This window comes from Jannaschia seohaensis (assembly GCF_900116765.1).
GTDB classification, from domain to species: Bacteria; Pseudomonadota; Alphaproteobacteria; order Rhodobacterales; family Rhodobacteraceae; genus Jannaschia; species Jannaschia seohaensis.
In genome coordinates this window covers 93,343-113,338 of sequence record NZ_UETC01000009.1, presented here as the reverse complement: position 1 = coordinate 113,338, position 19,996 = coordinate 93,343, and the positions used below count along the sequence as shown (strand labels likewise).

Genomic DNA, 19,996 nt, shown 5'->3' with positions numbered 1-19,996 from the left:
TTCGCGGCGGCGATCGGCGTTCACGATCAGATCGGACACATCCCCCGTCTCCTCTGGGGCATGGGAAGAAGACCCTGCCGGGCTGACGCGCGACGACGCGCCGGGGACTCGCGCGACGCGCCTCATCCGCCCCATTTGACAGCGTCCGAAGCGCCGTGCATCGCTGAGACTTGGCTGCGCGATCGGAAGGGGAACCATGGCTCTGGAGATATCCGAACCCCAGCGTCTGGCGAAGCTCGACGGGCGGGAAATCGCCCTCGGCGCGCGCGCCTTCGACGTGCTCGCCTATCTCTTCGCCCATTCCGACCGCGTCGTCTCCAAGGCGGAGTTGCTCAGCCATGTGTGGTCCGACCTGATCGTCGAGGAAGGCAACCTCTCGGTCCAGATCGCGGCACTGCGCAAGGCGCTCGGCAAGGAGCGGATCAAGACGGTGCCGGGCATCGGCTACCGACTGATCCGCGCGGCGACCTCGGCCCCGCCGCAAGCCCAGCCGGACCAGCCCAGCCTGCCCAGCATCCCGTCGCTTGCCGTGCTGCCCTTCACCAATCTCACCGGCTCGGCAGAGCAGGACTATCTCGTCGATGGCATCGTGACAGAAGTGATCTCGGCGCTGAGCCGGGTGTCGGGCTTTTTCGTCATCTCCTCTACCTCGACCTTCACTTACAAGGGCCGCAGCGTGGACCTTGCCGAGGTCGGGCAGGAACTGGGCGTGCGCTATGTGCTCGAAGGCTCGATCCAGACAGCGGGCAACCGCATCCGGATCTTCACCCAGCTGGTTGAGGCGGAAAGCGGGCACACCCTCTGGCAGGAGCGCTTCGACGGCACCGACGCGGATATCTTCGATCTGCAAGACGAGGTCGCCCAATCCGTCGCGGGCGCGCTGGAGCCCAAGCTGCAATGGGCCGAAGTGGCGCGTGCCCAGGCCCAGCCGACCGAGAATCTCGCCGCCTACGACCTGTGCCTGCGCGCCACGCCGCTCCTGCTGAAGCTGCACGCGCCGGAGCTTCTGGACGAGGGGCTGGCGCTGCTGGACAAGGCGCTGGCCCTCGACCCGGACTTCATTCAGGCCCATGCGCTCTATGCCTATTCCCACACCAGCGCTTTCGCCACGCGATGGTGGAGCTTCGAGAAGGCCGGCGCGGCGGAGCCCCATGCGCGCCGCGTGCTGGATAGCGACACTGATGACGCGCTCGCCCTCGCCTATGCGGGCCATTACATCGCCTATCTCAAGCACGCCTACCGGGAAGGGCTGACCGCGCTGGAGCGCGCCGAGCGGCTGAACCCCAATTCCGGCACGGTGCAGATGCTGCTGGGCTGGGTCCATACCTATATCAACGACTGCCGCCCCGCGATCACCCATCTGGAGCGGGCGAAGCGGCTCAGCCCGCTGCACCCCCATATCGGCGTCATCAATGGCGGGATCGGCAACGCGCATCTGCAAATGGGCGAGACGGAAACGGCCATCCGCCACCTGGAACAGGCGGTGACCGAATATCCCGAATTCGCATCCAACCAACTGATGCTGATCGGCGCCTATTGGTCGGTCGGCCGCAAGGCCGATGCCAAACGCATGGCGGATCACCTGCGGCGGAAGGTGCCCGATATGACGGTCGATACCTTCCTGCGGACGCGGCCCCATCACGGCGAGGATTACAACGCCCTCATGGTCGACGCGCTGCGCGGGACGGGCTTTCCGGATTAGCGCAGCAGCCGGTCGACCCGGGCGCGGGCCTGCTCCGCGCGGGCCTGGGCCTCCAGGAGGGACTGGCCATCCAACTCCTGCGGGCGCATCCTTTGGAGGATGGCGGGAGCCAGGCTGCGCACCGCCTCCAGGAGGCGTCCGAGGGTCGCTGCGCTTGCGTTCGTATTGAGATAGGCCATCGCTTGTTTCCTTGGGATGAGGGGTGCTGTGTCGCCTTCAGCATGACCTTCGCCCTGCGAAACGTCCTTAAGGCGGGCCTAAAGCGGTCTGAAAGGTTCCGAAGCGATCCAAATCCACGGCTCCGGGGCGCATCGGCGGCCCAGGTCGAGCGCCTCGCGGCGAATGACATCCCCGTGCGTGCCACTGGCCGGACAGGGGGCGGCGTGTCATCCCTGGTCGCATAGGCCGACCAGGAGATTGTCCGATGATCCACACCCGCCGCGCCGTCCTGATCGCCACCGCCGCCGCTCTGGCCGCCGTGGCGCTGCCCCGCGTCGCCGCCGCCCAGTCCGTCTATGCCGAGGGCGGCGTGGCCATCGACGGCACCGACCCGGTCGCCTACTTCACCGAGGGCCGCCCCGTGGCGGGCGATGCCGCCATCACCCATGACTGGAACGGCGCGACCTGGCGCTTTTCGACCGAGGCGAACCGCGCCGATTTCGCCGCCGACCCCGAGGCCTATGCCCCGCAATATGGCGGTTATTGCGCCTGGGCCGTCGCCGAGGGCTATACCGCCTCGACCGTCCCCGAGGCGTGGGAGATCGTCGACGGCAAGCTCTACCTCAACTACTCGCGCCGCATCCAGCGCCGGTGGGAGCGGGACATCCCGGGCAACATCTCGCGCGCCGACGCGAATTGGCCGGGCGTTCTGAACTGAGGCGAAGAGAGCCGAACAGGCTCGATGAGCGGCCCCCTCGACCCCAAACCCGTGCCCGCCTAGCTTGCGGCGCATGGATGACTTCCGCCCGATCTCGACCGAGACGCTCTCCGATGCTTGGGGGGCGCTTACCCGCCACCGCTTCGCCCTGCGCCGGCGCGACGGAACATGGGATGAGCAGGTGCGCGAGGTCTACGACCACGGCCACGGCGCCGCGGCCCTGCTCCACGACCCCGAGGCCGATACCGTGCTGCTGGTGCGCCAGTTTCGCCTGCCGCTGAAGCTCGCGGGACAGGACCCCTACCCCATCGAGGCCCCCGCGGGCCTGCTGGAGAATGCCGCCCCGGCCGAGCGCATGCGCGCCGAACTGATGGAAGAGACGGGCTACGAAGCGCGCGGCCTGACCCATGTGATCGACCTGGTCATGTCGCCAGGTTCGGTGACGGAACACATCGCCTGCTTCATCGGCGCCTATACCCGCGACGCCCCGTCCGGGGCGGGCGGCGGCGCCGCGGAGGAAGGGGAGGACATCGAGGTGCTCCACATCCCCCTGCCGCAGGCCCTGGACATGGTGCGCGACGGGCGCATCTCGGATGCGAAGACGGTGGTGCTGATCCAGCACCTCGTGCTGTCGCGCGGCGTTTCGCCCGACGGCGGGATCGGCTAGAGCCACGGGAAACCGCAGGAGGCATCAATGCAACTCTGGGTCGGCCTGGGAAATCCGGGCGCGAAATACGCGGGCAACCGGCACAATATCGGCTTCATGGCGCTGGACCGCATCGCCGAGGATCAGGGCGCGCCCTGGCGGTCCAAGTTCCAGGGCCTGATCGCCGAGGCGCGCTTCGGCTCCGAGAAGGTCTGGCTGCTCAAGCCCACGACCTTCATGAACCTCTCGGGCCAGTCCGTGGGCGAGGCCATGCGTTTCCACAAGCTGGAGCCCGGCGATGTGACCGTGTTTCACGACGAGTTGGATCTGGCCCCCGGCAAGGTGCGCCTCAAGCAGGGCGGGGGCCATGCCGGGCATAACGGGCTGCGCTCGATCCACCAGCATATCGGGCCGGACTATGCGCGCGTGCGGCTGGGCATCGGCCATCCCGGCCACAAGGACCGGGTGTCGGGCTATGTGCTGTCCGATTTCGCGAAATCCGAAGGGGAGATGCTGGACAATCTCCTGCGCGGGATCGTCGACGGCGCGCCCAAGCTGGCGGCGGGCGATGGCGGCGGCTTCATGAACGCGATCTCGCTCCGGGTGGCGCCGCCGCGCTCCTCCGCGACGGCGAAACCCGATAAATCGCCGACAAAGGCCGCTTCGGAGAGCGCGCCGAAGGCCGAGCAAGCACCGGATCCCGAACCAAGTCTCACGCCGCTCCAACGGCTGGCGGCCAGGTTCAAGTGAGGCTGACGGAGGCGTTCCGCACACAAGGCCACGCCTGCGGCGCTCTGGGCTCGCCCTTCATGGCCCGCCTGATGCGTCTCCTGGCGGATCGGCTGACGCCGGATCACGGCCCGGTCGCCGCCCGGCTCTTCGCCTGGGAGGGCGACGTCTCCGCCGCCGGCCAGTCCCTTCCGCTGCGTCTTGCGGGCGGGTTGCACGCCCTTCTGTTGCACGGCCATCCCTGCCTTGCCGCCGTCTACCCCCCGCGGGACGTCAGCGATGCGGCGCTCTGGGCGGCTGTGTCGGACACGATCCGGTCGGAAACCGAGACCCTCGGCCATTGGCTCGACAGCCCGCCGCAAACCAACGAGCTGCGCCGTGCCGCCGTGCTGCGGGCCGCCGGCCAATGGCTGACCGCGCGCTACGGCCTGCCGCTGGAACTGCTGGAACTGGGCGCTTCGGCCGGGCTGAACCTCCATTGGGACCGCTTCGCCCTGGTCGCCGGCGGTCAGCGCTTCGGCCCCGATCCCGCCACCCTGACCCTGACCCCGGATTGGGAGGGGCCCCTCCCCCCGGACACCGAGCCGCGCATCGCCGCCCGCCGGGGCGTCGATCTGGCCCCGATCGATCCCATCCGCGATGCCCTTCGCCTGCGCGCCTATACTTGGCCCGATCAGCCCGACCGGATGGCGCGGCTGCATGCCGCCCTCGCCCTGCCGCCCCAGACCGTCGACCGCGCCGACGCCGCGGATTGGCTGGAGATGCGCCTCGCGGAGCCGCCCACGCCCGGCACCTGCCGCCTGATCGCCCACACCATCGCCTGGCAGTATTTCCCACCCGACACCGCCGCCCGCGCCGAGGATGCGATCCAACGCGCGGGGAGGGCCGCCACCGACGCGACGCCGCTGGCCTGGTTCGGGATGGAGCCCGACGGCACCGGCCCAGGCGCGGCGCTGACCCTGCGACTCTGGCCGGGCGGGACAACCCAGGAGGCCGGGCGTGTCGACTTCCATGGCCGCTGGGTCCATTGGCGCTTACCGCAATGCGCGACTGGACCGATCCGGGTCGATGTGATCCCGTAGGGGAAAGGGGAACTCGATGGGCAAATGGGTCAAACGTGCGGGCATCGGCCTCGTCGCCGTGGTGCTGACCGCAGGGATCGCCGCCGCGCTCATGCGCGAGGAGATCGCGCGGCTGATGGCGGTGAACAGCCTCTTCGCCGCCGAGAAGATCGTCGAGAACTTCTCGCATATGGACCGCGCCTTCCTCTGGGTGCCGCTCCCCACCGGCGAGGGGCGCCCCTTGCCGATCACCGATCCCGTGCCGCTGCCGGATGGCGCGGAAGAGTGGATCGCGGCGCGCGCCGTCACCGGGCTCGTCGTCCTGGACGACGGCGCGATCACCCATGAGAGCTATCACCTGGGCACCGAGGCCGAGGATCTGCGGGTCAGCTGGTCGGTCGCCAAATCGGCGCTTTCCCTGCTGACGGGCACTTTGGTTGCCGACAAGACGCTGGCACTGGACGACCCGGTCATCCTCCACGCGCCGGAACTGGCCGGCTCCGCCTATGACGGCGCTTCCCTTCAGGACATCCTTCAGATGGAGTCGGGCGTCGCCTTCGACGAGGATTATTTCGACCGCGACAGCGACATCAACCGCATGGGCCGCGTGATCGCTCTGGGCGGGGCGCTGGACGACTTCACCGCCGAGCTGGTCGAGCGTAACCGCACGCCGGGCGGGGACTGGGCCTATGTCTCCATGGATACCCATGTGCTCGGCATGGCGATCCGGGGCGCCACCGGCCGCCGCATCCCGGACCTGCTGGCCGAGCGCGTGCTGGTCCCCGCAGGGATCGGCCCCGCCACCTATTTGACCGACGGCGAGGGCGTGGCCTTCGTGCTGGGCGGGCTGAACATGCGCACCCGCGACTATGCGCGCCTGGGCCTTCTGGTCGCCCAAGGCGGCGTCATGGAAGGCCGCCAGATCGTACCCGCAGACTGGATCGAGGCGAGCACCGCCGCCACGGCCAACACCGCCGAGGGCGAGATGGGCTATGGCTATCAATGGTGGTTGCCCCCCGACGCGCGCCCGGGCGAGGTGCTGGGGCGCGGGGTCTACGGGCAATGGCTCTATATCGACCGGGCGCGGGACGTGGTGATCGCGGTCAACGCCGCCGATCGGGCCTTCCGCGAACCGGGGGTCCGGGCGGGCAGCATAGAGATGTTCCGCGCCATCGCCGACGCGCAGCCTGGCGCGCGGGCCGCAAAGCCCTAGCCTCTGGATCAGGAGGACCTGCCCATGACATTTCCCGGCATGACCGAAAGCCTCAACGTCGACGGCAACCCGCTGGAGCCGTGCTCGACCGACCCCGTGACCGGCTTTTTCCGCGATGGCTGCTGCAATACAGGGCCGATGGATACGGGCCAGCACACGGTCTGCGCCGTGATGACAGCCGAGTTCCTGGCCCATTCCAAGTATCTCGGCAACGATCTGAGCACCCCGCGCCCCGAATTCCGCTTTCCGGGCCTCAAGCCCGGCGACCGCTGGTGCCTCTGCGCCGCGCGCTTCCTTCAGGCCCACGAAGAGGGCGTGGCCCCCCAGGTCCATCTGTCCTCCACGCATGCCCGCGCGCTCGACATCGTGCCCCGCGCCGTGCTGGAGCAATACCGCGTCGACTGAGGCGGCCCGGCCATGCGATCCGTTCTCCTCCTCGCCCTGATGCTGGCCGCCCCGGCCTACGCACAGACGGTTCGGCCGCCCGACGCCGCCCGGCTGGAGGCGTTCCATCACCATCTGGGCTTGGCCCTGCATGTAGCGCTTGCCCGCGGGACGGCGGCCGACCGCGCCGTTCTGGTGGAGACGCTGTCGGGCGCGGCAGGCCCCCTGGTCGGAGCCGAGGGCGCTTGGGCCTGCCGGACGCTGAAACTGGGCGGGATCACCGATCTGACCGTCTATCCGAATTTCCGCTGCCGCATCAGCCGCGGGTCCGACGGGCTGGTCCTCATCAAGGAAACGGGGAGCCAGCGGCTCAAGGGCCGAATCCTGGAGGATGGCACCTTCCTCGGCGTGGGCCATGTCGGCACCGCGCCCGCGACCGACTATGCGGGCCTGCCCCCGCTCGACCAGACCCCGGTCGAGCCCAACCAGACCACCGCCGATGTCGGCCGCTTCGAGCTTTTGTCGCCCGACCGGGCGCGCCTAATGCTGCCCGCGCCGCTGCTCGAGTCGCGGTTCGACCTCCTTTACCTGACGCGATGAGACGCCTGATCTCCCGTCTGCTGGCCCTGAGCGCCGGCCTCTATCTCCTGGCGGTAGGGGGCCTCTGGGCGTTTCAGGAAACTTTCATCTTTCCCGGATGGGACGGCCCCAGCGCCGCGCAGGTCGCGGCCGTCCCCGGCCTGGAGGAAATCGTGATCCCGGGTGAGGTGCCGCTGCGCGCCTGGACGCGGCCCCCGGGCCCCGGCGCGCCGACGATCGTCGTGTTCCACGGAAATGCCGGCACGCAATGGTCGCAGCTGGAGGCCTTCGCCGCCCGTGACTGGGGCATCTTGATCGCCGCCTATCGTGGCTTTGCGGGCAATTCGGGCGCGCCTTCCGAGGCGGGGCTCTATGCGGATGCCGAGGCAGTTCTGGCCCATGCGGCGGCGACGGGCCTCGCCCCCGCCGACACCGTGCTCTATGGCGAATCGCTGGGTACGGGGGTCGCCGCGCGGATGGCCAGGCGCGACGCGGGCTGGCGGGCGCTGGTGCTGGACGCGCCCTACACCTCGGTGGCCGACCGCGCGGCGGAGCATTATCCCTGGGTCCCGGTCCACGCCCTGAACCGGCACAGGTTCGACACCGCCGCGATCCTCCCCGAGGTTGCGGCGCCGATCCTGATCCTCCACGGCACCGAGGACGAGATCATCCCCGTCCATCATGGCCGCGCGCTGGCGGCGCAAATGCCGGACGCGCGCGCCATCTGGATCGAGGGGGACGACCACTTCCTGGCGCCCGAGCTTGTGGCGGAAGCGATCGCGGCCTTCCTACGCTGAGGCCGCTGGCGCCGGGGCGCGGCGCGGCCTATGCCCGTCCCATGCTCACCGACGGCTTTCACCCGATCCCGCCCGGCCGCGTCGCCGCCATCGTCACCCATCTGCGCATGGACCGCCCGCCCGCCGCGCCACCGGCGCCGGAACTCGACCTGCGGCACGTGCCCGCGCCGGACCCGGCTTGGTATCGCGACCTATTCACCCGGGTCGGCGCCGTCGACTGGCTCTGGTTCTCACGGCTGAGGATGTCCGAGGCGGAACTGCGCGCCATCCTCCACGACCCGGATGTGGAGATCCGCGTGCTGGAACGCGATGGCCGCGCCGAGGGCCTGATGGAGCTCGACTTTCGGACAACCGGCACCTGCGAGCTGGCCTTTTTCGGCCTCGCTCCGGCGCTGCAAGGCCAGGGGCTGGGGCGCAGGATGATGCAGGCGGCGCTGCATCATGGCTTCGCGCGGGGCGTGCCGGAGATGACGGTGCACACCTGCACCTTCGACAGCCCCGTCGCGCTGCCTTTCTACATGCGCTCCGGCTTCGTCCCCGTGCGCCAGGAGGTAGAGGTCGTGCGCGATCCGCGCGCCGACGGGACGCTGCCACCGGACGCCGCGCCCCACATCCCGCGCATCGGCTGAGCGCTCAGCGTACCCCGGCGCCGTCCAGCGGGAGCGTCTCGACCCGGTGCGCCTCCACCGCGTCGCCCGCCTTCTTTGGTAGGGGCACCAGCGGCTCGCCCATCAAGTCCTCGATGAACAGGCAGACAAGCTGTGTGCGGCTTGTCACGCCCGCCTTACGGTAAACGGCGGCGGTCTGGGCCTTGATTGTGCCTTCGGACGTGCCCCGCGTGGCCGCCATATCGGATAGGGTCAGACCCTTGATCGAGAACAGCGCGACATCCCGCTCCGCAGGCGTCAGCCCCCATTCGGCGAAGCGCTGCTCCATCAGGGCCGAGAACGCACCGGACGCGATCCGCAACTGGTCCTCCACCTTGCGGCGGCGCGCATCCGAACGCCGGAGCGCGACGACCCCCATGACCGTGCCGAGGACGAGGCCTAGCGCCGCTCCCACCTCCAAAAGTTCGCGCAGCTGCCAGTCGAGCGGCGTGGCGCGCAGACCCAGGACCGAGACGACCGTATCCGACACCACCATCAGCGCACAGGCCGCCTGAACGGCAACGATACCGGCGATGGCGGCCTGGCCCTTCATCAGACGCGGAGGCCGCGCCGTCGCGCGGCGAACTCAATCGTCATCGTCATCGTCGTTATCGTCATCGTCGTCGTCATCGTCATCGTCGTCGTCATCATCGTCGTCTTCACGGCCGGAGCCGCTGCCGCTGCTGTGGCGATCGTCGTCATCGTCGTCACGACCTCCCCTGCCGCCGCGGTCGTCGTCGTCTTCATCGAAATAGTCGCGGAGGACTTCGCCGCTCCGCGTGTTGAGCACGATCTCCCGTTCGCCAGAGGGGCCGGACGCGACGATTCGCGTCCGGCCCAGGAATGTCCGACTGATCCTGATCTGCTCGAAGCCTTCGGCCTGAAGTCTCCCGATGATGTCCTGAGTCGCATCGGCCGCCACGGCGGTGGGCAAACAGAGGCAAAGGGCGAGGGCCGAGGCCGCTCGGGTCAAGCGTCGCATGCCGAACCCGCCCGCCCGCGATCAATCGTCCCGATCATCCTCGTCGTCATCGTCGTCTTCATCATCGTCATCTTCATCTTCATCATCGTCGTCTTCATCGTGGTCGTCGTCATCGTCCCGATCATCGCCACGCCCATGATCGTCGTCGCGATCTCGGTCCCGGCCCCGGTCGTCGTCGTCGTCGTCATCATCATCGCGACCGCGGCCCCGGCCGCGATCCCCGTCATCATCGTCGTCGCGCGCCTGCCGCGCCTCCGCCACGTCCACGAAGTCGCGATCCCGGCGCCCGACCTCCAGGCCCTGGCGCCCCACTTCCTCCGCATCGGCGCGCCCGCGCTCTTCCTCCAGGATCGCGCCGGTCACGTTGTCGTAGACGAACTCCAGTTCCTCGGTGCCCCGCACCGCCTCGACCTTCGTCTGGTTCGGTCCGTTCTTGATCTCGATCCACGTATAGCCGTCGGAGCGCAGACGTTCGACCAGAAGATCGGTCGTCGTCTGCGCCCCAACAGCCGCAGGGGCCAGGCAGAGCGCGGCCAGAGCGGAAAGGGTCAGGGATTTGGTCATGGGATGCTCCATCGGTTGCGCGGCGAAGTGCCGTATGATGGGCATGGAGCGTTCCCGCACCCCGCCACTATGGGCCGAGGGTTTGCGCCGGGTCCCGCAAACCCCAGACCGAAGGGCCTAAACCGAAGTTTACGGCAATCGGGAGCGTCTCAGCGCGGGGCCCAGCCCACCGGCCGCGCTCAAATCCGGCGCCGCCCATCGCTTCCGACGCATGGCCTTGGACAATTGGTGCCGCTCGCCGCCGGGGGGCCGAACCGGGCGCGGAGCGAGGGATGCGCGGCGCGGGGACCACGCGGGCGGGCTCACTGAACCTCGCCCATCTCCCAGCCCAGGGCGCGAGCCACGGTGAAGATATCCTTGTCGCCCCGGCCGCACATATTCATGCAGATGATGTGATCGGCGGGCAGCTCCGGCGCGATCTTCATCACATGAGCGAGCGCGTGGGACGGCTCCAGCGCGGGGATGATGCCCTCCATCTCGCAACAGAGCTTGAACGCCTCCAAGGCTTCCACGTCCGTGATCGATACGTATTGAGCCCGCCCGATATCGTGCAGCCAGGAATGCTCCGGCCCGATCCCCGGATAATCGAGCCCCGCCGAAATCGAGTGCCCCTCCAGGATCTGCCCATCCGCATCCTGCAAAAGGTAGGTCCGGTTTCCATGGAGCACGCCGGGCCGCCCGCCGGTCAGCGAGGCGCAATGCTCCATTTTCTCGTTCACGCCCTTGCCGCCGGCCTCGACCCCGATGATCGAAACCTCCTTGTCGTCGAGGAACGGGTAGAACAGGCCCATCGCATTCGACCCCCCGCCGATGGCGGCGATGATCGTGTCGGGCAGGCGCCCCTCGGCGGCCAGCATCTGCTCTTTGGCTTCCTTGCCGATGATCGCCTGGAAATCGCGGACCATGGCCGGATAGGGATGCGGCCCGGCGACGGTGCCGATGCAGTAGAACGTCTCGTCGACATTCGTCACCCAGTCCCGCAGTGCGTCGTTCATCGCGTCCTTCAGCGTTCCGCGCCCCGAGGTCACGGGCACGACCTCCGCGCCGAGCAGCTTCATGCGGAAGACGTTGGGCGACTGCCGCTCCACGTCATGGGCGCCCATATAGACCACGCATTTCAGGCCGAACTTGGCGCAGACCGTCGCGGTGGCGACGCCGTGCTGGCCCGCCCCGGTCTCGGCGATGATGCGGCTTTTGCCCATGCGCCGCGCCAGGATGATCTGGCCTAGCACGTTGTTGATCTTATGCGCGCCGGTGTGGTTCAGCTCGTCGCGCTTGAGATAGATCTTGGCGCCGCCCAGTCGCTCGGTCAGCCGCTCGGCGAAGTAGAGGGGCGAGGGCCGACCGACATAATGGGTCCAGAGATCGTGCATCTCCGCCCAGAAGCTCTCGTCGGTCTTGGCGTGCTCGTATTGCCGCTCCAGCTCCAGGATCAGCGGCATCAGCGTTTCGGAGACGAACCGCCCGCCGAAATCGCCGAAGCGCCCGTTCTCGTCGGGGCCGGTTTTGAAGCTGTTGAGAAGATCGTCTGGCATGGGCCTGGCCTCTGGTCTCGGGTCCCGGCCTTGCTAGCGGCCCAGCACCCGGCGGACAAGCGACAGGGGGCCGCGGCGCGGGGCCAGGGCGTGGGCCATGGCGTCGATGATGTCGGGAACGGTGTCGGTCGGCGGGCGCGCATCCGGGACGGTGCGGCGTTGCCATGCCAAGAGCGGCTCGGCCAGCGTTTCGCCATAGGCGCGCAAGGCGGGGACGTCCGGCCAGCTCCGGCCCCGATCGGCGGGAGGTGGGGGAAAGGCGCGTCCCATATGCACCTCCGCCCAGGCCACGTCCCTCGCGCGGGTCGCGATGGTCTTGTCCAGCAGAGCCGGGACGAACGCCAGGCGGGTCTCTCCGAACCCGGCGAGCGCCTGGAGCAGCTCGCCATGGCCTCGCCCGGGCGCGCGTCCGGCCCGCGCGCGATGACGGCAAAGCAGCACGGCGACCGCCTCGGCGGTCAGGGATTCGTTGACCGGGCGGGCGGCGCGGAGCGTCCCTTCGGGCAGCCCGACCCGTTGGGCGAAATCCACCAGCAGGTCACCCTGCGCAAAGGCCGCCCGGTCGAAGCAAACCAAGTCCAGCGCCTCCTTGCCGAGCGCCTTCATCCAGGGGTGGAAGCGGGGGCGGTAGCGGGGATACATGCGCTCGAACGGGTCGTCGGGGACGTCATTATGCCGCGCGGCCTGTTGCAGCGTGCTGGTCATGTAGGCCTGCGGCTCCCGCAGATAGGCGAGCGCGCGGATGCGGTCGAAGCGCGGACGCGCATCGGCCAGTAGCGCCTCGATTTCCGCCGGATCCCGGAAGATCGAGAGATATTCCGAACTCAGCAGCACATCTCGGTCGTCCGCCTCATAGGCGGCGACGATCCGCTCGCGGGCGGCCACGCGCGTTGCCTCACGCCCGCCAGGCATGGGGCCGAAGCGCGGCGGCGTGCCCTCCATATAGGCCATGACTAACGCATGGGCGTGCCCGGTGCCGCCCAGATCCGGGTAGCGGAGCGTAGCGGTCTCCGTCCCTTGCAGCGCGGCCTGCAAGGTGGACGACCCCGCCTTGTTCATACCGAGATGGAGGATGAGCGTACGCATCGCGGCTCAGAGCGCGGCGCAGAAAGCCGCGATCAGGTCCGGGTCCTTGCGGCCCGGCGCGGCCTCGACGCCCGACGACACATCGACTTGACGCGCTCCGGTCAGGCGGACGGCTTCGGCGACGTTCTCGGGCGTGAGCCCGCCGGCCAGCATCCAGGGCCCCTGCCACACGCGCCCGGCGATCAGCCTGTGATCGAAGCCCACCCCGTTGCCCCCGGGCAGGTCGGCCCCTTCGGGCGGCTTCGCATCGATCAGCAGTTGGTCGGCGACGCCCTCGTAGTCCGCGATGCGCGCCAGATCGGCCGCCTCGCGCACGCCCACCGCCTTCATCACCGGTAGGCCGAGCCGCGCGCGCACGGCGCGCACCCGCTCGGGCGTCTCCCGCCCATGCAGTTGGAGCATGTCCAGAGGCACCGCGGCGGAAATCGCGTCGAGCGTGGCATCATCGGCATCGACGGTCAGCGCCACTTTGGCCAGGCCTGGAGGCGCCAGCAGCGCAAGTTCCCGCGCGGTGTCGAGATCCACATGGCGCGGCGATTTCGGGAAGAAGACCAGACCCATATAGGCCGCGCCAGCAGCGGCGCAGGCCTCCACATCGGCCGGACGGGTCAGGCCGCATACCTTGACCCGGACGCGTGCGCCGGGCCGTTGCACGCGAAGCATGGGCTCAGGCGCGCTTGCGCTCGACGAGGGCGAGGATGTCGTCCTCCGGCTCGGCGCGCGCCTTCGTCTTGGCCAGCTCCTTCTCGAGACGCTCCTTCGCAGCGCGCTGAGAGCGGGCCTCGGCCCGATGCTTATGCTCGCGCATCCATTCCCAGGTGAAGCCGATCAGCAAGCCCAGAGCGATCGCCAGGAAGATCACGAGAAAGAGCGGCATTGAAATCCCGCCCTCGACCAGAGGGGGAATGCCGAGCTCATCGGGAATGAGCCGCAACGACACCATCTCACGGTTCGCCAACATCAGCGTGACGAGGACGAGGCCGAGCAGACCGAGGAAAACGTATCTGATGAAGGTCATGGGTCTCGACCTAGCCCCGTCTCAGGCGACTGTCCAGACGCCATGGCAGCGCGCGCCGGGCTCACGCCTTGTCGTTGAGCCGGTCGCGCAAAAGCTTTCCGGCCTTGAAGAACGGAACATGCTTTTCTTCGACCTCGACGGCTTCGCCGGTGCGTGGGTTGCGCCCGGTCCGGGCATCGCGATGTTTGACCGAAAAAGCACCGAAACCCCGCAGCTCGACCCGGTCGCCATTGGCAAGCGCCTCGACGATCTCGTCGAAGATGGTGCTCACGATCCGTTCGACGTCTCGTTGGTACAGGTGCGGGTTTTCCTCTGAGACCTTCTGGATCAGCTCCGAACGGATCATGTTCGCCCTTCCCCCGCTGCTGTGAGCGCCGCTCTAACGGCTTTGTGATCGATGCAGGCTATTGTTCTATACCCCTATTCCGTGGGTTCAGGAAAGGTTGGAACAGCTTCTATTAGGACAAAAAAAGCGGGCAACCGACCGTTAAATCAACCTTAAGTTGCAAGTCGGCCCTGCGACGCGAGGTCTCACCCCCGTCCCGCCCCGGATGCGGCTTGGCGATTCGCGCAAACCCGCCTTCCGGTGGTCTGCGCCCAGCCCGTCACGAAAAAGGGCCCCACGTGGGGGCCCTTTCCAATTGCAATTCGGCCAGCGCTCAGTCGTCGCCTTTGAGCGCGGCGCCCAGGATGTCGCCCAGCGAGGCACCCGAGTCGGACGACCCGTATTGCTCGACGGCTTCCTTCTCCTCGGCGATCTCGCGCGCCTTGATCGAGAGGCCCAGACGGCGGTCCTTGGAGTTGACGTTGGTCACGCGCACGTCGATCTTGTCACCCGGCTGGAAGCGCTCGGGCCGCTGGTCGGCGCGGTCGCGGGCCAGGTCGGAGCGGCGGATGAAGGACTTCATGCCCTCATATTCCACTTCGATGCCGCCATCCTCGATCTTGGTCACCGTGACGGTGATGATCGAGCCGCGCTTCACGCCGCCGATCGCCTCGGCATAGGGATCGCCGCCGGCCGCCTTGATCGAGAGCGAGATGCGCTCCTTCTCGATATCGACCTCGGAGACGACGGCCTGGACGATGTCGCCCTTGCGGTAGTCGCCGATGACATCCTCGCCCCGGCCTTCCCAGGTCAGGTCGGAGAGGTGGACCATGCCGTCGATATCGCCGGGCAGGCCGACGAACAGGCCGAACTCGGTGATGTTCTTGACCTCGCCCTCGACCAGCGTGCCCTCGGGATGGGTCTCGGCAAAGACTTCCCAGGGGTTGCGCATGGTCTGCTTGAGGCCGAGCGAGACGCGGCGCTTGGCGGTGTCGATCTCCAGGACCATGACCTCGACCTCTTGCGAGGTGGAGACGATCTTGCCCGGATGGACGTTCTTCTTGGTCCAGGACATTTCGGAGACGTGCACCAGACCTTCGACCCCCGGCTCCAGCTCCACGAAGGCGCCGTAATCGGTGATGTTGGTGACGCGGCCGGTATGCACCGAATCCAGCGGATACTTGGCGATCACGGTATCCCAAGGATCTTCCTGGAGCTGCTTCATGCCCAGGGAGATGCGGTGGGTCTCCTTGTTGATCTTGATGACCTGGACCTTGACAGTCTCGCCGATCGACAGGATCTCGCGCGGGTCGTTGACGCGGCGCCAGGCCATGTCGGTCACGTGCAGCAGGCCGTCGACGCCACCCAGGTCGACGAAGGCGCCGTACTCGGTGATGTTCTTGACCACGCCATCGACATTCTGGCCCTCGGCCAGGTTGCCGATGACCTCGGCGCGCTGCTCGGCGCGGGACTCTTCCAGGATGGCGCGGCGCGAGACGACGATGTTGCCGCGGCGGCGATCCATCTTGAGAATCTGGAAGGGCTGCTTGAGGCCCATCAGCGGGCCGGCGTCACGCACCGGGCGGACATCGACCTGCGAGCCGGGCAGGAACGCGACCGCGCCGCCCAGATCGACGGTGAAGCCGCCCTTGACGCGGCCGAAGATCGCGCCCTCGACGCGCTCTTCCTTGCCGTAGGCTTCCTCCAGGCGGTCCCAGGCGGCTTCGCGACGGGCCATCTCGCGGGAGATGACGGCTTCGCCGCGGGCGTTCTCGACGTTGCGGAGGTAGACTTCGACTTCGTCGCCGACTTCCAGTTCGGGAGCCTCGCCGGGATTGGCGAATTCCTTGAGATCGACGCGGCCTTCCATCTTGTAGCCGACATCGATGATGGCTTGGCCCGCCTCGATGGCGATGACCTTGCCCTTGACGACGCTGCCCTCGGTGGGCGTGTCGATTTCGAGGCTTTCGTTCAGGAGGGCCTCGAACTCCTCCATGGTCGCGTTCTGAGCCATGTGGCTGTGGGTATCCTATTCGTTGCGATTTGACTGGCCGTGCGGTTGTCTCCGCCGGTCTTGACGTTGGTCTGAAACGAGCAGAGGGGCGCCTGGGCGCCCTTTGCCTCTAGCTTGTCAGGTGACGCGCGCTGCCTAGGATATTGGCCGTTCGAGCGCAAGGGGAAGAGGGCAGCACGCGCGCCCTCCTCCCGGTTCGGCGCGCCGGCAGGGCCGGCGCGGCTGGGTTCAGTTGTTCTCGTGCCGCTCGGTGTCGAAGCGCATCTTCACGAGTTCAGCAAGCGTGTGCTCACTCGGGTCGACACCCAGGGAGGTGGCGAGCTGAAGCTTCGCCCGCGCCGAACCAACCGTGACTTGCTCGCCTCCAGCCGCAAAGGCCTCGATGTCGCCGACGTTGCAGGAGTCATCCTCCGAAAGCGTCTTGAGCAGCGCGAGCTGGCTGGTGGTGTAGTCTCCCGCATTGACGCCCAGGCTCGCGGCAATTTGCTCGTCGCCCTGGGTGGTTCCGGTATCCACCGTCGGCTCCATGCTGAGCGGGTCGCTGAGAAGCCGCTGGCGCTCCGCTTCGGTGGACGCGGATTCCACGAGGCAGTTGAGCCGCGTCAGCTCAGACAGCGTGTAGGCGTCGGGCTCGACGCCGAGATGCCCGGCAATCTGCTCGGCAGTGGAGCGTTCGATCTCCTCCAGGGTCTGCGCGAACGCCCCTTGGGTCAGGGCGACTGCCATTGCGGCGGACAGGTACAGCGCGGTCTTCATCTTTCTCTCCAGTGCTGGTTCCAGTGGTTCGGGACAGCCATCAAACCAGCCATCCCTTATACGTCACCGTAACGCCTGACCGGGGACACCCTTTGACAACCGTCAAGCCGGACTGGGTTCATGAACGCCCTGGAAAAAATTTCCGACGGACCCGCCGCGGGCCTGCCTTCAACCCGCCCGGGGCCGGGCGAAAAACGCCGCCAGGCAGGCCAGTGCGGCCAGGCACATCACCACCCCGAATCCCATCGCCGCGCCGGCCGATCCGATTGCGTCGGACAGAAGCCCGGCCAAGGGCGGCGCGGCCATCATCCAGACATAGTAGATCGTGAAGAAGACGCCCATGGCGAAGGCCCGCGCCTCGGGAGCGAGAAAGGTCGCGGGCAGGCCCATCGCAGGCCCGGCGGGCAGCCCGACCAGGAGGCCCGCGGCGACCAGTACCGCGACCGCCCAGCCGGGCGGCACGAGGACCGTCAGCGGCAGCAGCAGCGCGAAGCCCGCGAGCCCGGCGGCGATGACCGCGCCCGGCCGCCCCAGCCGGTCGGCCACGATCCCGCCCAACGGCACCGTGAGGCAAAGCGCGAACATGAACAGGCTGGTCGCGCCGCTGGCCGACGGCCCGTCCAGCCCCCGCTCGGTCAGCAGCGCCGGGCCGAAGCCGAAGACCATCGCCAACGCCCCGTTATAGAGCGCCCAGATCGCCCCCGCGAAGACCAGCGGCGCGACAGGAAAGGCGCGGACCGCCAGGACCGTCGGCCCGGAGGCCGCCTGCGCGGGTGCGCGATAGCCCAGCGCGAACAGGACCAAGCCGATCCCCACGATGGCCAGCACCGTGCCCCAGGCGGCCCCGAGCCCGCCCAGCGTCGCGACCCAGGGTAGCGTTGCCAGCGCCAGCGCAATGCCGACCGGCCAGGAATTGACGAAGACCGCCATCGCCGTGGATATCTCGCGCCCCGCGAACCAGTCGACGACCATCTTGGTCATGACCACATTGACGACCACACCCCCGATCCCGGCCAACACGCGCCCCGCGCCCAAGGCCCAGTCTCCCGGGGCCCAGGCCAGCAGCGCGCCGCCCGCCAGCATCAGGACGAGGCTCCAGCCGACGATGCGCTTGTCCCCGATCCGCGCCGCCAGCACACCGCCGGGGATCGCCACCACGATCCCGGGGGCGAGATAGAGACCGATCAGCAGCCCGATATCGACCAGCGTCAGGCCGTAGACCTCCAGCATCAGCGGAGAGAGCGCGGCAACCGACTGGAACTGGAATGCCATGGCCATGCGCGCCACGAAGAGCACGCCAAGGATCGCCCAGCGGTTCACGCCGCGCTCCGGCGGGCCATGCGCCGCCTAGCCTTTGCCGGTGAGATGGCCCGCGCAAAACGCCGCCGCCGCCGCCTGCGCCCGCTCGGCCGAGCGGGCGACATAGCCCATGCCCGGATCGTCCGAGACCTGCGCGGGGTTCGTGAACGCATGGCCCGTGCCCCCGAAGCACAGCGCGTGCCAGTCGGAGCAATGGGCCTCCAACTCGTTGGTCATCTCGACGAACTGTTCCGGCGTTGCCAGCGGGTCGAGCCAGCCATGGCACAGCAGAACCGGGGGCATCGTCACGGTCTCCCAGGGCGGGCGGTCGTAGATCCCGTGCATTGAGACCCCCGCCTGAAGGTCGCCCGCGCGGGCCATGTCGATCACCGCCTTGCCGCCGAAGCAGAAACCGACCGCGCCGGTCCGGGCCGTGCCCAGCGCCGCCAGGGCCGCGCGGGTGCGCACCAGCAGCGTCTCGCGGTCAGAGTTCAGCTTGCCCATCGCGGCGCCCGCCTCCTCCATGTCGGAGGCGACCCAGCCGCCGCCATAATAGTCGACACCCAGCGCCTCGTAGCCCATCGCGGCGTAGCGGTCGCATTCCGCCATCTCGAAGTCGCGAAGCCCGAAGAAAGCCGGGATCACGAGAATTCCCGCGCCGTTCGGCGTCTCGGGCCGGGCGCGGTAGCCCAGCATCTCTGTCCCGCCCGCATCGTAGCTGTGCCGCTCGCCCATGATCCACTCCTGCCGATTTGGCTGTACCCTAGCGAGAGCCGGGGGACATGGGCAAGCTCAGAGGTCGCGCCCCTGCTCCTGCAACCGCTCCAGCAGCTTCTGCTGCTCGCCCCGGCTGTCGCCGCGCCCGAACTGGGCCCCGCCGGAGGAATAGAGCGTGCCATAGGTCAGCGCCACGTTCACCACCTGCCCGATTCCCGAGATCAGCTGGTCGTCGCGCAGCGGCGAGAGCGGATGGATATAGACCGCCCAGAGTCGCCCCTCGGCCACGGCGTAGCGGGCATCGAGCGCGCTGTCGAAATTGGCCTGCATCATGCGGCGCAGGTCCTCGGGGGTCAGCCCCTCGGCTGAACGAATCGGGACCATGGCGCGCATCCGGTCCGCGCGCGGGTCGGTGATGACGATCAGCGGCACGTCCTCGACGGTCAGGCGAAAGGCCACGCCCGCCCGCTCGGTCGCCGGATCGAGGCGGGTCAGCACTGCCTCCATCCGGTCCAGCGTCATATCCGCCGGGACCTCCTGCGCGGCAGCGGTGCCCGCGAAAAGAAGGGCCAGAACAAAGGCACGCAAGACGGCGAGGATCGGCATGGCGGCTCCTTTCGGCAGTGACAGGGCCTACGATACGCCCGGAGGGGCCGCCCGGAACAGGCACGTTCCCGCGAGCGCCCCTCAGCTCATGCGCCGCAGGAGCAGCGGATCGGGCGCAAAGCGCCCATCCACAAGGCCCAGACGCACCGCGCGAGCCATGGTCATCGCCTCGACACGCGCCGTCTCGCCGGGGGCGAGGGTAAGCGCCATCGGCAGGCTCCCCTCGTCGCCGAACCAGACGTTCAGCCTGTGGCGACCCGAGCGCAGCTCCAGCCGCAGTACGGTCCCGGCCCGCAGCTTGGCCACCCGCACACCATCCAACTCGACGGTCCAGGCGCGGCCCAGATACCCCCAGCGGGTACCGGGACGGCGCAGGATCAGCACCGCATCGGGCGGGGCCAGCGGCGGCCTACGCCACGCCCTGCGCCACACTCGACCGAGTTGGCGCGCCAGCCCCAT

25 protein-coding genes are annotated in these 19,996 nt (G+C 68.4%); 10 read left to right on the top strand and 15 right to left on the bottom strand.

From position 1 onward, the window contains the following. Positions 1 to 196: 196 nt before the first annotated feature. The gene (locus DTQ71_RS16740) at positions 197 to 1,702 is read left to right on the top strand and encodes a winged helix-turn-helix domain-containing tetratricopeptide repeat protein (RefSeq protein WP_109565445.1); all 1,506 of its coding nucleotides are present in this window, start codon (positions 197 to 199) and stop codon (positions 1,700 to 1,702) included. Here the strand turns inward: DTQ71_RS16740 and DTQ71_RS16735 are convergent. After that, positions 1,699 to 1,881, bottom strand: a complete 183-nt coding sequence (locus DTQ71_RS16735; protein ID WP_109565444.1) for a hypothetical protein — start codon at positions 1,879 to 1,881, stop codon at positions 1,699 to 1,701. The two genes, DTQ71_RS16740 and DTQ71_RS16735, sit on opposite strands and share 4 nt — an antisense overlap. 245 nt (positions 1,882 to 2,126) lie before the next feature. Here DTQ71_RS16735 and DTQ71_RS16730 point away from each other — a divergent pair, with 245 nt between their 5' ends. From DTQ71_RS16730 to DTQ71_RS16690, 9 genes are all read left to right on the top strand, one after another. After that, positions 2,127 to 2,579, top strand: a complete 453-nt coding sequence (locus tag DTQ71_RS16730) for a YHS domain-containing (seleno)protein (RefSeq protein ID WP_109565443.1) — start codon at positions 2,127 to 2,129, stop codon at positions 2,577 to 2,579. A 73-nt stretch (positions 2,580 to 2,652) separates the two neighbouring features. After that, on the top strand, positions 2,653 to 3,246 hold the full coding sequence (locus DTQ71_RS16725; protein WP_109565442.1) for an NUDIX hydrolase: 594 nt from the start codon (positions 2,653 to 2,655) through the stop codon (positions 3,244 to 3,246). A 27-nt stretch (positions 3,247 to 3,273) separates the two neighbouring features. Then, positions 3,274 to 3,975 carry an aminoacyl-tRNA hydrolase gene (pth, locus tag DTQ71_RS16720; protein WP_109565441.1) on the top strand — a complete coding sequence of 234 codons (702 nt, stop codon included), beginning with the start codon at positions 3,274 to 3,276 and terminating at the stop codon, positions 3,973 to 3,975. Further along, positions 3,972 to 5,036 (top strand): DUF2332 domain-containing protein, encoded by a 1,065-nt coding sequence (locus DTQ71_RS16715; protein WP_109565440.1) that lies wholly within the window; start codon positions 3,972 to 3,974, stop codon positions 5,034 to 5,036. Before pth ends, DTQ71_RS16715 begins: the two co-directional genes overlap by 4 nt. A gap of 16 nt (positions 5,037 to 5,052) precedes the next feature. Beyond that, complete coding sequence (locus tag DTQ71_RS16710; protein ID WP_109565439.1) at positions 5,053 to 6,228, top strand: serine hydrolase domain-containing protein; 1,176 nt, start codon at positions 5,053 to 5,055, stop codon at positions 6,226 to 6,228. A 39-nt stretch (positions 6,229 to 6,267) separates the two neighbouring features. Further along, complete coding sequence (locus DTQ71_RS16705) at positions 6,268 to 6,633, top strand: DUF2237 family protein (protein ID WP_109565478.1); 366 nt, start codon at positions 6,268 to 6,270, stop codon at positions 6,631 to 6,633. Between the two features lie 12 nt (positions 6,634 to 6,645). Continuing rightward, positions 6,646 to 7,212, top strand: coding sequence for a DUF4893 domain-containing protein (locus DTQ71_RS16700; RefSeq protein WP_109565438.1), 567 nt, complete (start codon positions 6,646 to 6,648; stop codon positions 7,210 to 7,212). Next, positions 7,209 to 7,988, top strand: a complete 780-nt coding sequence (locus DTQ71_RS16695; RefSeq protein WP_109565437.1) for an alpha/beta hydrolase — start codon at positions 7,209 to 7,211, stop codon at positions 7,986 to 7,988. The genes DTQ71_RS16700 and DTQ71_RS16695 overlap by 4 nt, the downstream gene beginning before the upstream one ends. 41 nt (positions 7,989 to 8,029) lie before the next feature. Then, a complete protein-coding gene (locus DTQ71_RS16690; protein WP_109565436.1) occupies positions 8,030 to 8,617 on the top strand; it encodes a GNAT family N-acetyltransferase in 588 nt (195 codons plus the stop codon). A 4-nt stretch (positions 8,618 to 8,621) separates the two neighbouring features. Here the strand turns inward: DTQ71_RS16690 and DTQ71_RS16685 are convergent, their stop codons facing one another. The 14 genes from DTQ71_RS16685 to DTQ71_RS16615 all read right to left on the bottom strand — a co-directional run bounded on the left by DTQ71_RS16685 (position 8,622) and on the right by DTQ71_RS16615 (position 19,996). Next, a complete protein-coding gene (locus DTQ71_RS16685; RefSeq protein WP_109565435.1) occupies positions 8,622 to 9,188 on the bottom strand; it encodes a helix-turn-helix transcriptional regulator in 567 nt (188 codons plus the stop codon). 33 nt (positions 9,189 to 9,221) lie between these two features. Continuing rightward, positions 9,222 to 9,608 carry a hypothetical protein gene (locus DTQ71_RS23575; RefSeq protein ID WP_170125463.1) on the bottom strand — a complete coding sequence of 129 codons (387 nt, stop codon included), beginning with the start codon at positions 9,606 to 9,608 and terminating at the stop codon, positions 9,222 to 9,224. Positions 9,609 to 9,638: 30 nt separating this feature from the next. Beyond that, positions 9,639 to 10,181: a PepSY domain-containing protein gene (locus DTQ71_RS23570; RefSeq protein ID WP_245947620.1), complete on the bottom strand. Its 543-nt coding sequence runs from the start codon at positions 10,179 to 10,181 to the stop codon at positions 9,639 to 9,641. 302 nt (positions 10,182 to 10,483) lie between these two features. Then, on the bottom strand, positions 10,484 to 11,716 hold the full coding sequence (trpB, locus tag DTQ71_RS16665) for a tryptophan synthase subunit beta (protein WP_109565432.1): 1,233 nt from the start codon (positions 11,714 to 11,716) through the stop codon (positions 10,484 to 10,486). A 33-nt stretch (positions 11,717 to 11,749) separates the two neighbouring features. Beyond that, entirely contained in the window at positions 11,750 to 12,802 is a 1,053-nt protein-coding gene (locus DTQ71_RS16660; protein ID WP_109565431.1) for a hypothetical protein, read from the bottom strand. A 6-nt stretch (positions 12,803 to 12,808) separates the two neighbouring features. Continuing rightward, positions 12,809 to 13,465, bottom strand: a complete 657-nt coding sequence (locus DTQ71_RS16655) for a phosphoribosylanthranilate isomerase (RefSeq protein ID WP_109565430.1) — start codon at positions 13,463 to 13,465, stop codon at positions 12,809 to 12,811. 4 nt (positions 13,466 to 13,469) lie between these two features. Next, positions 13,470 to 13,820: a LapA family protein gene (locus tag DTQ71_RS16650; protein WP_109565429.1), complete on the bottom strand. Its 351-nt coding sequence runs from the start codon at positions 13,818 to 13,820 to the stop codon at positions 13,470 to 13,472. A gap of 61 nt (positions 13,821 to 13,881) precedes the next feature. Then, entirely contained in the window at positions 13,882 to 14,166 is a 285-nt protein-coding gene (gene ihfB, locus DTQ71_RS16645; RefSeq protein ID WP_109565428.1) for an integration host factor subunit beta, read from the bottom strand. A gap of 313 nt (positions 14,167 to 14,479) precedes the next feature. Further along, positions 14,480 to 16,159, bottom strand: coding sequence for a 30S ribosomal protein S1 (rpsA, locus tag DTQ71_RS16640; RefSeq protein WP_109565427.1), 1,680 nt, complete (start codon positions 16,157 to 16,159; stop codon positions 14,480 to 14,482). A 228-nt stretch (positions 16,160 to 16,387) separates the two neighbouring features. Continuing rightward, positions 16,388 to 16,915, bottom strand: coding sequence for a hypothetical protein (locus DTQ71_RS16635; RefSeq protein WP_109565426.1), 528 nt, complete (start codon positions 16,913 to 16,915; stop codon positions 16,388 to 16,390). A gap of 168 nt (positions 16,916 to 17,083) precedes the next feature. After that, positions 17,084 to 18,235, bottom strand: coding sequence for an MFS transporter (locus DTQ71_RS16630; RefSeq protein WP_109565425.1), 1,152 nt, complete (start codon positions 18,233 to 18,235; stop codon positions 17,084 to 17,086). A gap of 27 nt (positions 18,236 to 18,262) precedes the next feature. Beyond that, complete coding sequence (locus tag DTQ71_RS16625) at positions 18,263 to 18,949, bottom strand: dienelactone hydrolase family protein (protein ID WP_109565424.1); 687 nt, start codon at positions 18,947 to 18,949, stop codon at positions 18,263 to 18,265. A gap of 57 nt (positions 18,950 to 19,006) precedes the next feature. Further along, positions 19,007 to 19,537, bottom strand: coding sequence for a polysaccharide deacetylase family protein (locus DTQ71_RS16620; protein ID WP_109565423.1), 531 nt, complete (start codon positions 19,535 to 19,537; stop codon positions 19,007 to 19,009). 81 nt (positions 19,538 to 19,618) lie between these two features. After that, entirely contained in the window at positions 19,619 to 19,996 is a 378-nt protein-coding gene (locus tag DTQ71_RS16615) for a hypothetical protein (protein ID WP_146204883.1), read from the bottom strand.

Excerpts from the sequence above, each read along its gene's own strand:
- DTQ71_RS16740 (WP_109565445.1), top strand. The coding sequence starts at position 197 with ATGGCTCTGGAGATATCCGAACCCCAGCGTCTGGCGAAGCTCGACGGG.
- DTQ71_RS16735 (WP_109565444.1), bottom strand. The coding sequence starts at position 1,881 with ATGGCCTATCTCAATACGAACGCAAGCGCAGCGACCCTCGGACGCCTC.
- DTQ71_RS16730 (WP_109565443.1), top strand. The coding sequence starts at position 2,127 with ATGATCCACACCCGCCGCGCCGTCCTGATCGCCACCGCCGCCGCTCTG.
- DTQ71_RS16725 (WP_109565442.1), top strand. The coding sequence starts at position 2,653 with ATGGATGACTTCCGCCCGATCTCGACCGAGACGCTCTCCGATGCTTGG.
- pth (WP_109565441.1), top strand. The coding sequence starts at position 3,274 with ATGCAACTCTGGGTCGGCCTGGGAAATCCGGGCGCGAAATACGCGGGC.
- DTQ71_RS16710 (WP_109565439.1), top strand. The coding sequence starts at position 5,053 with ATGGGCAAATGGGTCAAACGTGCGGGCATCGGCCTCGTCGCCGTGGTG.
- DTQ71_RS16705 (WP_109565478.1), top strand. The coding sequence starts at position 6,268 with ATGACCGAAAGCCTCAACGTCGACGGCAACCCGCTGGAGCCGTGCTCG.
- DTQ71_RS16700 (WP_109565438.1), top strand. The coding sequence starts at position 6,646 with ATGCGATCCGTTCTCCTCCTCGCCCTGATGCTGGCCGCCCCGGCCTAC.
- DTQ71_RS16695 (WP_109565437.1), top strand. The coding sequence starts at position 7,209 with ATGAGACGCCTGATCTCCCGTCTGCTGGCCCTGAGCGCCGGCCTCTAT.
- DTQ71_RS16690 (WP_109565436.1), top strand. The coding sequence starts at position 8,030 with ATGCTCACCGACGGCTTTCACCCGATCCCGCCCGGCCGCGTCGCCGCC.
- DTQ71_RS16685 (WP_109565435.1), bottom strand. The coding sequence starts at position 9,188 with ATGAAGGGCCAGGCCGCCATCGCCGGTATCGTTGCCGTTCAGGCGGCC.
- DTQ71_RS23570 (WP_245947620.1), bottom strand. The coding sequence starts at position 10,181 with ATGACCAAATCCCTGACCCTTTCCGCTCTGGCCGCGCTCTGCCTGGCC.
- trpB (WP_109565432.1), bottom strand. The coding sequence starts at position 11,716 with ATGCCAGACGATCTTCTCAACAGCTTCAAAACCGGCCCCGACGAGAAC.
- DTQ71_RS16660 (WP_109565431.1), bottom strand. The coding sequence starts at position 12,802 with ATGCGTACGCTCATCCTCCATCTCGGTATGAACAAGGCGGGGTCGTCC.
- DTQ71_RS16655 (WP_109565430.1), bottom strand. The coding sequence starts at position 13,465 with ATGCTTCGCGTGCAACGGCCCGGCGCACGCGTCCGGGTCAAGGTATGC.
- DTQ71_RS16650 (WP_109565429.1), bottom strand. The coding sequence starts at position 13,820 with ATGACCTTCATCAGATACGTTTTCCTCGGTCTGCTCGGCCTCGTCCTC.
- ihfB (WP_109565428.1), bottom strand. The coding sequence starts at position 14,166 with ATGATCCGTTCGGAGCTGATCCAGAAGGTCTCAGAGGAAAACCCGCAC.
- rpsA (WP_109565427.1), bottom strand. The coding sequence starts at position 16,159 with ATGGCTCAGAACGCGACCATGGAGGAGTTCGAGGCCCTCCTGAACGAA.
- DTQ71_RS16635 (WP_109565426.1), bottom strand. The coding sequence starts at position 16,915 with ATGAAGACCGCGCTGTACCTGTCCGCCGCAATGGCAGTCGCCCTGACC.
- DTQ71_RS16625 (WP_109565424.1), bottom strand. The coding sequence starts at position 18,949 with ATGGGCGAGCGGCACAGCTACGATGCGGGCGGGACAGAGATGCTGGGC.
- DTQ71_RS16620 (WP_109565423.1), bottom strand. The coding sequence starts at position 19,537 with ATGCCGATCCTCGCCGTCTTGCGTGCCTTTGTTCTGGCCCTTCTTTTC.
- DTQ71_RS16615 (WP_146204883.1), bottom strand. The coding sequence starts at position 19,996 with ATGGGGCTGGCGCGCCAACTCGGTCGAGTGTGGCGCAGGGCGTGGCGT.